13 protein-coding genes and 2 pseudogenes are annotated in these 10412 nt (G+C 71.0%); 5 read left to right on the top strand and 10 right to left on the bottom strand.

The annotated features are described in order from the left end of the window. From ABD353_RS37940 to ABD353_RS37925, 4 genes are all read right to left on the bottom strand, one after another. The coding region (locus ABD353_RS37940; RefSeq protein WP_344628285.1) for a hypothetical protein at nt 1–339 on the bottom strand (339 nt) is incomplete at its 3' end. Between the two features lie 912 nt (nt 340–1251). Next, nucleotides 1252–2013, bottom strand: a complete 762-nt coding sequence (locus tag ABD353_RS37935; RefSeq protein WP_344628284.1) for a hypothetical protein — start codon at nt 2011–2013, stop codon at nt 1252–1254. A 110-nt stretch (nt 2014–2123) separates the two neighbouring features. After that, a complete protein-coding gene (locus tag ABD353_RS37930; protein WP_425555336.1) occupies nt 2124–2291 on the bottom strand; it encodes a hypothetical protein in 168 nt (55 codons plus the stop codon). A gap of 454 nt (nt 2292–2745) precedes the next feature. After that, a complete protein-coding gene (locus ABD353_RS37925) occupies nt 2746–3138 on the bottom strand; it encodes a DUF4345 domain-containing protein (protein WP_344628283.1) in 393 nt (130 codons plus the stop codon). A gap of 89 nt (nt 3139–3227) precedes the next feature. Between ABD353_RS37925 and ABD353_RS37920 the strand changes: the two genes are divergently transcribed. The 4 genes and pseudogenes from ABD353_RS37920 (at nt 3228) to ABD353_RS37905 (ending at nt 4838) form a co-directional block, all read left to right on the top strand. Next, nucleotides 3228–3836, top strand: a complete 609-nt coding sequence (locus tag ABD353_RS37920) for a TetR/AcrR family transcriptional regulator (protein WP_344628282.1) — start codon at nt 3228–3230, stop codon at nt 3834–3836. A 112-nt stretch (nt 3837–3948) separates the two neighbouring features. Next, a pseudogene (locus tag ABD353_RS37915) lies at nt 3949–4143 on the top strand (hypothetical protein); the annotation flags it as partial. A gap of 35 nt (nt 4144–4178) precedes the next feature. Continuing rightward, nucleotides 4179–4319 carry a hypothetical protein gene (locus ABD353_RS37910; protein ID WP_344628286.1) on the top strand — a complete coding sequence of 47 codons (141 nt, stop codon included), beginning with the start codon at nt 4179–4181 and terminating at the stop codon, nt 4317–4319. Between the two features lie 222 nt (nt 4320–4541). After that, nucleotides 4542–4838 (top strand): DUF7489 domain-containing protein, encoded by a 297-nt coding sequence (locus ABD353_RS37905; protein ID WP_344628281.1) that lies wholly within the window; start codon nt 4542–4544, stop codon nt 4836–4838. A 134-nt stretch (nt 4839–4972) separates the two neighbouring features. Here the strand turns inward: ABD353_RS37905 and ABD353_RS37900 are convergent, their stop codons facing one another. The 6 genes and pseudogenes from ABD353_RS37900 to ABD353_RS37875 all read right to left on the bottom strand — a co-directional run bounded on the left by ABD353_RS37900 (nt 4973) and on the right by ABD353_RS37875 (nt 8757). Next, complete coding sequence (locus ABD353_RS37900; protein ID WP_344628280.1) at nt 4973–5104, bottom strand: hypothetical protein; 132 nt, start codon at nt 5102–5104, stop codon at nt 4973–4975. Nucleotides 5105–5108: 4 nt separating this feature from the next. Continuing rightward, a pseudogene (locus ABD353_RS37895) lies at nt 5109–5531 on the bottom strand (GNAT family N-acetyltransferase); the annotation flags it as partial. Between the two features lie 18 nt (nt 5532–5549). Beyond that, the gene (locus ABD353_RS37890) at nt 5550–5747 is read right to left on the bottom strand and encodes a GNAT family N-acetyltransferase (RefSeq protein WP_344628279.1); all 198 of its coding nucleotides are present in this window, start codon (nt 5745–5747) and stop codon (nt 5550–5552) included. A 162-nt stretch (nt 5748–5909) separates the two neighbouring features. Next, nucleotides 5910–6623 carry a ribonuclease FAU-1 family protein gene (locus ABD353_RS37885; protein WP_344628278.1) on the bottom strand — a complete coding sequence of 238 codons (714 nt, stop codon included), beginning with the start codon at nt 6621–6623 and terminating at the stop codon, nt 5910–5912. 1061 nt (nt 6624–7684) lie between these two features. After that, nucleotides 7685–8200 (bottom strand): hypothetical protein, encoded by a 516-nt coding sequence (locus ABD353_RS37880; RefSeq protein WP_344628277.1) that lies wholly within the window; start codon nt 8198–8200, stop codon nt 7685–7687. Between the two features lie 413 nt (nt 8201–8613). Continuing rightward, complete coding sequence (locus ABD353_RS37875; RefSeq protein ID WP_344628276.1) at nt 8614–8757, bottom strand: hypothetical protein; 144 nt, start codon at nt 8755–8757, stop codon at nt 8614–8616. Between the two features lie 322 nt (nt 8758–9079). Here ABD353_RS37875 and ABD353_RS37870 point away from each other — a divergent pair. Continuing rightward, nucleotides 9080–10284, top strand: a protein-coding gene (locus tag ABD353_RS37870; RefSeq protein ID WP_344628275.1) for an IS3 family transposase whose coding sequence is annotated in 2 segments (ribosomal slippage) — nt 9080–9332 and nt 9332–10284 — 1206 coding nt in all. Because the reading frame shifts where the segments join, the coding sequence is not laid out codon by codon here. Nucleotides 10285–10412: the final 128 nt, after the last annotated feature.

Genomic DNA, 10412 nt, shown 5'->3' with positions numbered 1-10412 from the left:
GCCTGCACGGAAGTAGAAGCAGGCGCCTTCGGGGAAGTCCAGGTCGTAGGAGCCCAGGTACTCCCAGCCGGTGTAGCCGCCGGTGTAGTTGTGGGTGTGCTTGGCGTCGCTGGTGGAGGCCAGGCCCTTGGTCGGCGTGGTCCATTCCACCTCGACGCCCTTGCCGTCCTTGCACAGGTCCATGAAGCGGAAGACGTCGCCGTACTGAGACCAGCCGACCACACCACAACCGCCGGCGTCGGACGACGTGGCGTGCTCGTTGATCACGAAATCCGCGGCAGACGCAGTGTTGGTCGCACTGAGCGTCAGTGCCACGGCGGCCGCAGCGGTCACGGCCATACGCTTGAACGTGAACATGGATCTCCCCGGGGCGCGAAGGATCGTCGCGATACGACGAATTGGGGCTTCGCGATCATGTGGCCAGGACTATGCCGAAGCTTTGATCATCAAGCAACCCGTTGACCTGCGGCAGCTCGAGAAGTCGAGGCGAGCCACCTGCCGGTTCGTCACATCCGAAACAGCCCGTCGCGCACGAAGCCCGAGCTCACGGTGGGTCTACCGACGGCCACCTCCCGGCCCGGCGAGCTCCGCCCGCCCGAACGCCCCACACTCCCTCCTCCGAACCGACACCGAAAACACTGACTGACCGGCGACCCGAACACCCGCCCACGCTGCGCTCCCGCCGAACGACGCGTCCCTTCCCCCGGATGCATCACCGCCGCCCGGCCAGACGGCGCACGGATGCCGTAGCGGACTCGGCGAGCAGGTGCTGTTCGATCTTGGGTTCTGGCTCAACTTCTGTGGAGCTGCGCCGTTCATGCCCGACATCGCGTTGGGGCAGGTCTCTGACCAGCTGCTTTCTACTGGCCAGGATTTCAGCGCTGTTGACCTCGGGCCAACACCACAGAAGTTGGGCCAGAACCCGATCTTGCGGGCATGTTCGAGGTCTCCGGCGGTGTAGGCCCGGCGCAGCGCCTTGCCCTGCCGGGCCTCGAAGATGTCGGGCAGGTGGGCCGGTCCGGGGGTGCCCGGGCACAACTGCTGGTCGGGTGCGGTGGTGAACAGTCCGCGGCGGCCAGCCCGGGGGCGGGGCGGCGGGGGGTGGCAGTGGTCGTCATCGGTGGTGTCTTCTTCGACAGGTCGGCCCGGCCCGTTGAGGTGCGGGCCGAACCGGGTGGTGGTGGGCGATGCGGTGCTCGGGGTGACGGGCCAGTGGGGGGTGCGGCCCCCGTGCGAGAAGGGTTGGGTGCGTCAGAGAGTGCCGGTGGCGTGGGCGTCGGCTTCCTGGTCGACGTCGTCGGCCGGGTCGGGCCCGGCGTCCGGGTCGTGCTCGGAGTCCGGGCCGCCGGTTCCCGGGCTGGTGGGGCAGAGTTCGGCGATGGCCAGGTCCCGGCCGAGGGTGTCCCACGGGTCGCCGTCCTCGTCGGCGGGCTGCGGCTCGCCGGCGGCGGGGCTGTCGAGGAGCGCGACCAGATCGGTAATGCTGTGGACCTCGACCGGCGTGGCGTCCGCACTGGTGACCAGCAGGTAGCTGCGGCTGCTGTACCCGTCGCGGTCGGCGGGTCGGGGAACGGCCAGCAGGTGCGCGCCGAACGAGAGTTCGCACCGGGCGCTGCCGTCCGGCTGCCCCATCCAGTTGGCGGCCTTGGTCAGGCTGCCCTGGCCATAGTCGAGCCGCCCCGCACCCGCGGCCGCGCGGTGCGCCGCGTCGCTGCGCAGGTCGGCGGCCAGCTGCCCGGGCGTGGGCGCCGGAACCGGCTCGCGGACGGCGCCGCGGTGCTCGGCGCCCAGGCGGCGGCGCAGCGGGGCGAGGGCCTTGTAGGCGTGGTGGTCGGTGAGGACGGCGGCGAGGGCGCCGGTGGCGAGGGCGAGGGTGAGGCGGGTTTCGGCCGGGCGGTGGTGGAGGGCGCGGTAGGTGGTGAGGCCGGTGGCGGCCGCGGCGGTGACGGTGGCGGCGGACTCGGCGGTGTCCAGGGCGGTGCGGGCCAGGTGGGTGCGCAGGGTGTCGGCCATTGTGGGTGCCTCCAGGAGGTCGGGTGTCGGCCGGGCGGCCGCGCCGCGCACCACGGCGCCCCGCCGCCGCGCCTGGCAGGCACGGGGGCGGGGCGCGGTGGTGGGCAGCGTCAGTGTCCGGTTCGGTGGTGGCGGATCTCGTCGAAGCCCTCGTGGGGAAGGAGTTCGCGGGCGGAGCGGGCCATGCGGTGCTGCCCGCGCAGGACGTCCTCCGGTACCCGCTGGTGGTCGGGCCTGCTCGAGTTCCGTGCCAGGCAGAGATTCAGCGGCGCGTCCATCAGGACTGCGACCGCGCGGCGTCCGTGGGCGTGGGCGAGGTCGACCAGTTGGAGCCAGGTGGTGGCTCTCGCAGCTCACGTTGTCGATGAACGTCGTCAGTCCCCGGCGCAGCCGCATGGTCAGGATCTGGTGCTGGAGGAGGAGAGCGTCCGCCGTCGCGGTCTGGTCGCCGGGCTCGGAGACGACGGCGCGCAGCTGGTCGAGGCTGACGATCTGGTGCGGTGCCACGGTGAGCAGCATCGAGGACTTGCCCGAGCCGCTGGCGCCGATCATGACGACGACGTCGCCGAAGGTCGGTGCGAGACCGCGTACTCGGCAAGCCCGGGTATACCTTGGCTGGCCCTGACAAGCCGGAGCCCCGTCCACAGGATGACGTCGCACCGGCAGCCGACTGCCACCGAGGCGTCCCGCGCGTGCTCGACCTGGCGCCGCTCGCCGCGGGGTGAACGGGGATTAAGCTCGCCCCGTAAGTACCCGCTCCTCGGCGTCGGCCAGCCAGAAGTAGACCGGCGGCAGAGCAAGTTCGATCACCGTCAGCACCACCTGGAACCAGTGCGGCCAGCCATGCCGGGCGAGCGACAGCAGCCGGCCCGCCCCGCCCAGCAGGAGCACCCCAGCCAGCCAGCGCACGGCCGTCGCCGGGATCGGCCGCTGCCGGGCGACCCACAGCCAGGCCAGTCCGTACCCGGCGAAGATCGCACCGAAGAAGCGCCCCAGGCTGTCGATCGTCGTCCCGGCGGCGCCCGCCCCGGGGATGGAGGCGTTGCCGAGCAGCACGTGTCCGAGCCCGATCGCCACGCACGAGATCCCCATCATCAGCACGAGCACCCGCAGCGTCCTGGCCATGGCCCCTCCCGAGTCCCGCCCCCAGTTAGTTGACACGCGTCTACTAGAGTAGGGCGCACTGGTAGACGCGTGTCAAGTAACCTTCACCCGTGCCTCCCCGCCAACGGCTCAGCCCCGCCGACCGCCGCGCGCAGCTGCTCACCGTCGCCGCGCAGCTCTTCGCCGCCCACCCGTACGACGAGGTGCAGATGGAGGAGGTCGCCGAGCGGGCCGGCGTCTCCCGCGCGCTGCTCTACCGTCACTTCGCCGGCAAGCACGAGCTCTTCGCGGCGGTCTACCAGAAGGCGGCCGACCAGCTGCTCGCCGAGACCCGGTTCGATCCCGCGGACACCCTCGTCGAGCAGCTCGGCCAGGGCCTGGATGCCCACCTGGACTACTTCGTCGCTAACCGCAACGCCGTGCTCGCCGCCAACCGGGTGCTGGCCGGCGACCCGGTGATCCAGACGATCATGACCAACGAGCTCGACGCCCTCCGCGCCCGGCTGCTGGGCGTGCTCCCCCTCGCCGACGACAGCGCCCGCGAGGCGCTCTCCGGCGTCCTGAAGAGCTGGCTGGTCTTCGTCCAGGTGCTGTGCGTGGACTGGCTCACGCAGCAGACCTGCAGTAGGGCCGAGCTGCGCGACGTGTGCATCGGCGCCGTGCTGGGCGCCGTCCGTCCACTGCTCGCCACCGACCCCGCACCCGACTGGCCGCGGTAGCGCCTGGGCATCCGGGCCAGCCCGAACTCAGCAACTTCGAATAGCCCTGCGGGCCGACGGCCCCGACCCGCGACTGCTCTTCCACACCACCACGAGCAAGATCACCGCCGACGTGCTCCCGGACTTCCTCTGCACCCACGTCGCCGGGCTGCCCGACGGCAAGGACGCCCTCACGGCCGGCTTGCCCGAAAGCCCGCCCAGACTCCGCACGATCGTGCTGGACAACGCATCCGCGCACGTCAGCCAAGTGGTCAAAGCAGCCGGGCCGCAGTTGGAGGGCTACGGGATCACTCTCTACTACCTGCCTCCCTGCAGCCCGGAACTCAACCGGATCGAACGCGTATGGAGATCGCGAAGTACGAGGACATCCCCATCCGCGCCTATTTCTGGATCCAAGAACTCCAGGTCACCGTCGACGAGGCCCTCGCCCACCGGGACACCCGATTCCGAACAACAGCAGCCGACTTGCACAAGACCGCTTAGGATGCCGTCGACTCGCTGGGGTGCTGGCTTCCTGCCACCGGTCCCGGTCTCGCGGTAGGAAGTGGGCGGGCAGGATGCCGGCTGTCGTTGTGGATCAGGGCCGCGCGCCCATACCCGCAGTGGGCCCGAACTGGTGCTCTGGGTATACCTTCTGGGCTGGTTCCGTCAAGAGCGGTACCCTGCCGTGGATGGCCTGTGCCGTCGTCGATGCGGGGGGCGCACATGTCGAACACCGTTTTCCTGATCCTCTCCATCAGCCCGCTCGCCCTGATCCTGGTGATCATCGCCGCGCAACGGGCGAACGCGGTCGACGATGCCTACACCGGGGAGGTCACCGAGCGGTGGGTGAGCAGTTCGACCGGTACCTACGGCACGACAACCCGCTGCATGATGCGGATCCGCACCGACCAGGGGCGTGAGCTCGCCGTACAGGTAGACGGCCGGACATACCAGGCACTGGACATCGGCGACCGGGTCGTCAAGGCCCCGGGCACGCGCTGGCCAGTGCGATCGGAGTAACGGCGTCCTCAAGCGGCGCCGCCCGCCCACTCGGTCCTGGATTTCACGGATACAGGGCCCATAGCCGTACATCGCCGCCTGGCGCCGGCAATGGCGGCTGGGCCGATCCACAGGACTCGGGTCCACTGCTGGTCTCAGTACAGCCAGCAGAACCCGTCGACCCAGCGGTTGCCGTCGTCGGTCGACGGCGGGTCGGGCAGCCCTCCGCGCGCGAACTCGGTGATGCCGGGGATCACCATGTGCGGCACCGCCGGATCGGTCAGCACAACGTCACCGTCCCCGTGGTACATCGCCGCCAGGCAGACTCCCGGGAGGCTGAAGTGTCTCCTCAACGTCGGACATGACCGTCCCGACGGCGCGCAGCCCGTTGATCGGAGTCCACTCGTGCTCCAGGATCGAGTAGGTGATCGAGTCGCGCCACGCACCATGGCTGAAGACGTGGTCGCGGATGCGGCCGTCCTCGGTCATACCGGCCCGGAGGAGCGTTCGCGCGGATGCCTCGTTGAGCGGTGAGCGGGCGGCCCAGATGCGGTGCAGGCCGAGGGCGTTGACGCCGAGCCCGCAGAGGAGGTGCACGGTCTCGGTGCCGAGGCCCTTGCCCCACTCCGCCTGGTGGAGGGCGAAGCCGATGGCAACGGCCTGTTGGGGTTCGGTGGCCAGGCGGGCGTACCCGATCAGCCGGTGCTCGCCGAGGTGGGTGACAGCGAGGCCTTACTCAGTTCTCGGGCTGTCCTTCGCCAAGTTCATCGAGCGGTCGACGATCGCCTGGACCTGGTCTCGGGTGCGGGGCTCGAAGCTGAGGTGCCGGGTGGCCTCGGGGTCGCCGCAGATGGCCAGGAATACGGCGGTGTCCTCGTGTTCGATCTCGCGCAGTGCCAGACGGGGGCCGGTCGGGAGGACTGGGGTCATGGCCGCGGAGCCTATCTGCGCGGTCACCGGATGAGGACCGAAATGGGGGTGGCCGTGAACGCATCGGAACCACCCCTCGTGCTGGCGCCGTCGTCGGATCCGGCTACAAGCACACAGCAGCCACCCGCAGCGCGTCGGCGCTCGGAACATGCCGGTAGGCCGTCACGAAGCAGGGGGCACAGATCCGCAGGTGGCGCCTTCCGGCAGGATGGGCAGGGGCCAGGCGGCATCCGGCGTCCAGGCGGGCCACGGCTCGGCGAACGGCCCCGCCCTGTCCTGCAGAAGGCCGAGTGCCCGTTCGCGGGCCCGCTCGACCATCCGGTGGTCGGCGTCCGTGACGAACCCGAGCCGGCGCCCCTGCTCGTACTCGTCCTGGTCCTTCCACCACCATCCGGACAGGTCCGGCTCGACCACCAGGTCCACGAGCAGATCCAGCGTGTCGATCCCGGCACCGCTCCGGACCACCGGCCGCTCGAAGTTCACATACAGGCGCAACGGCCGGGCCGTCACCGGGTCCTGGAAGTAATGAAGGGAGAAGCACTCCCCCGGCTCGAAGCGCGCCCGCACGACAGTGTGCTGCCAGGTCCAGGGGCCGAGCTCCCACGTACCGGCCGCAAGATCGTGCAGGCCGTTCTTGCGTGCGGTGTCGTCGCCGGTGCGCAGCGCGGTGGTCCAGGCGGTGGGGGCGAGTGAGCGGATGCCGGGCCAGTAGGCGAGGTGCAGCACGGTTCCGGTGTCGGTGATCGCCCGGTAGGGCTGGGCCGACCACACCTTGCCGTGATGGATGTCGCGGCGGACCACCGTAGCGCCGGGCGGAAACCGGGCACCCAGGCCAGGCCCTGCGGGAACAGTCATGGCCGTCTCCAGGTTCCGCACGCAGGTTCGTGCCAGGTGGTCCGAATAGTCATGCCGCCCTGGGAGACCCGTTCGCTCGACCAGGTCCGCCAGCACCCGTCGCCGCTGTCCGGTGCCGAAGTCGGCGGCCGCTCGGTGTAAACCGAAGCGACAGGAGCAGGCTCGGAGGGCGCGGCCATGCGGCGGCGACGGTGGCGGTGCCGCCTGATCGAGGGTGTCGTCATGCCGCAGGCTCTGCCCATCCCTGACACCGGTCGAACCCAACCATCACCCGAACGGTGGAGCCCAGGGTCGCCGCTCACCAATACCGGCCAGCCCTGTCGGCAACCGGCCTGGCACGCCATCAACACCCGCGGCTCACTGTACATATCCGCCCGCGGGCGACGACCCTGTACTGGTTCATGGCGATGCACTTGGACCTCAAGCGCGGGGACCGGTACGTACGGCCGTCGAAGGCGGGTTCGATCCAACCGTCGCGTGCTGGCCCCGGAGACCGTCGAGGGTGCTCCGAACACCTCGCGGCTCCGCCCGGTCGGCCGGAGGCGCGGGGCGGACGGGGTCAAAATCCTGACCGACGGCGAAGGAGTCGCCGCGCCGCTCGCCCGTTCACCGGCCGCCCCGCCGACTGGTGGGGCGGCCGCGGCGGCCGCGCCACCTTCCTCGGCAAGGACGAGGCCCCGCGACGTCCCGGCCCCCACCCCGAGCCGGCGACCATCGGCACCGACGCCAACGGCGCAGCGGTGATGGCGAACCTGCCGCTGCAGCGCCGGGTCGACGGCACGGGGCGGCTCGGCTCCCCCGGAACAGACGGCTTCTCGGGAACGGACGGCCTGTTGCCAGGCGCCGTGGTGGTACTGACTGCCCCTGTGCGGTGGCGACAACCCGCGCACTGGGCCGGACCGGGTGGCCGCCCACCGCGTACGACGAGAGCCTGCCGCAGCTCGCCGAGGCCCTGATCGGCCGGCTCTCCTGATCCAGGGCGGGACGGCTCTTGACCTGTCCAGCGGGCGCCGCTTCGTGGGCGTCCACCGCCTACGGCTGCGCGGGCGTCTGCCTGCGCGGCCGTGGGGCGGACCGTGGCGTCAGGACGTGGGCATGGCCAGGAGGAGGCCGCCTTCGAGGCGGTCCTGAATGTGTCGGCCGTGCGCGGCGCAGACGACGACGGTGCCGCCCTGCGTGTCCATCGCCAGGAAGGTCGCCGGTTCACCGCACGGGCTCCGGGTGCGGTCGTAGCCCCATCCCGCGCCGCACTCCTCGCACCACGAGCGACCGTTCTCGGTTCTCAGGGTCGGTCCGCAGCGCGGACATACTCCCCACCACGCCGTGCACGACCCGGGCCACTGGGCGGCCCGGACCCGGGCGAGCTTCTCCGCCGCCTCCCCGATCCGCCGTGCCGCCCGGGTGAGCGTCTCGCCCACATCGCCCGGCAGCGCTCCTCGCACGGCCCGCGGCAGGCCGGTCTGCTGCTTCAGTCGCTCCCGCACGGCGGCGACGTCCCGCGCCAATGCGTCGGCGCGGGCCTGAAGATCCCGCAACTCCGCAGGCGTCGGCTCACCATCGCCTGCGGCGGATTCGGCATCCGCAAACAAATCACTCACCCCCGACAACGCCGCCGTACACCAGCAGATCCCCGGCCCGATGCCCCACCTCCGGCGGTCACCGGCCGGGAACGCATCGTGATCAAACCATGACACCCGCGCCTCGACAAGAGACGAAGGTCACGCAGCCGAGCCAAACGATCACCGCCGGCAACGCGATCATGTCGTCCACGGCCGCGCACCCCGCCCCTGGCTCGCCGTCCGAGCCTACCGGCGCCCGCCTTGTGGACGCCGAACGATCGTCGGCGGCACCACCTGCCGAAACAGCTCACGAAAGAAACGGTATCCAGGCTGCCCGACCCTGTTGTCCACATCGCCGTTCCGGTCCAGCACTGCACTGTCCATGCCGTCGGTCGGCGGATCGCCTCCGCAGCCTGCCGGGGCCGCGAGGCCCCCCGGCAGGCGTCTTCCGGCTACGGCACGGCTTCGCAGAGGGCGGTGTCCAGCAGGGTGTACATCTGGGCGATGGGCGCATTGGTCGCAAGGTGGGCGTTGGTCACCACAAAGACGTGGCGGCCGTCCGTGGTGACCAGGGTCTCGCTGCAGTAGCCGTTCACGATGCCGTCGTGGCCCCAGGCCGTGCCGCCGCACGGCAGGGTGCGGGCAGTGACTCCGAGACCGTAGGAGAGACCACCGCCGACGCCTCGCCGCCGCCGGCCCCCAGGGCCGGTGCCCGCCGCCCGCAGGTGCCGAGGCGACGCTAACGCCGACGGCGCACTCCCGGGCAACACCAGCTGGCGGCGCCTGCCTACCGTCGTCGCCACCGGCCGAGGAGCACAGCGGCGCGGGCGGCCCCCCGGGGGGCACCGGGCACGGGAGGCGCCCCCGGGGTGTGGACACTCCGACAATGGATCTTGGTGGTCCGAGGAGGGTGTCCTGGTGGGACGTAGGTCTCCGTATCCGGAGGAGTTCAGGAACGACGCGGTGGCGCTGTATCGGGCGACCGCCGGTCGGCGCACGTACGCGGCGGCGGCGGCGGATGTCGGGGTGACCGGCGAGACGCTGCGGTCCTGGGTGCGCCAGGCCGGCGAGCAGGCGGGCCGGTCCCGTGCCGGCGAGGCCGTCGAGGACCGGGACGAGGAACTGACCCGGCTCCGGGCCGGGCTCGGCAGGCTTCGCAAGGCCGAGGCCGAGCGGCAGTCGGAGCGGGAGATCCTGCGGCGGGCGGCCCGGTATTTCGCGAAGGAGATGAGGACATGACCCGCCGCCGGGGCTTCGTCTCCGCCCACGGCGCCGACTTCGGCGTGCAGCGGACATGCCGCATGCTCGGGGCCTCACGCTCGGGCTACTACCGGCGGCTGGCCGGCGCCGAGGCTCGCGAGGCCCGCCGGGCGGCCGACGATGCTCTCGCGGAGATCCGCGATATCCACGCCGGCCACCGGGGAGCCTGCGGGGTCCGCCGCGTCCGCGCCGAGCTGCGCGGGTTCGGGCACACCGTCAACCGCAGGCGTGTCGAGCGGCTCATGCGCATCCACGGAATCGGGGGCCGGCACCTGCGCCGGCGCAAGCGCACCACGGTTCCGGACAAGCTCGCGCCGCCCGCCCCGGACCTGGTCCGACGCGACTTCATCGCCGCCGACCCGGACGAGAAGTGGTGCGGCGACATCACCTACGTGCAGGCCGGCGGCACGTGGCTCCACCTCGCCTGCGTGATCGACATCTGCTCGCGCCGGGTGCTCGGCCGGTCCATGGCCACGCACATGCGGACGGAGCTGGTCGTCGACGCCCTCACGATGGCGGTGGCGACCCGCGGCGGCCGCGTGGACGGAGTGATCTTCCATGCGGACAGGGGATCGCAATACACCTCAGCCGTGTTCGCCCAGGTCAGCGACGGCTTCGGCGTCCGACGGAGCATGGGCCGCGTCGGGTCGAGTTACGACAATGCCCTCGCCGAGAGCTTCTGGCAGGGCCTGAAGAGAGAAGCGATGCAGGAGGCGTTCGCGACCGTGCGGCAAGCCGGGCCGGAGATCTTCCAGTGGCTCACCTACGACAACGCCCGCAGGCGCCACAGCTCCCTCGGCCACCTCTCACCCGTCGAGTTCGAACAGCAGCAAGCAGAACATGGACTCACACTCGCGGCATGAACCCCCGTGTCCACACTCCGGGGGACGCCTCACGCGGAACATGACCTCAAAACCGGGGACGAAACGCCCGGTGACTGGGCGTTTCACCCATGAAAGCGCTGGTTGATGCGGGTTTTAGAGCCGTCCGG

The organism is Kitasatospora arboriphila, from assembly GCF_039528095.1.
GTDB classification, from domain to species: Bacteria; Actinomycetota; Actinomycetes; order Streptomycetales; family Streptomycetaceae; genus Kitasatospora; species Kitasatospora arboriphila.
Note: the sequence above shows the minus strand (reverse complement) of the source record. Positions and strands in the feature narration are given on the sequence as shown.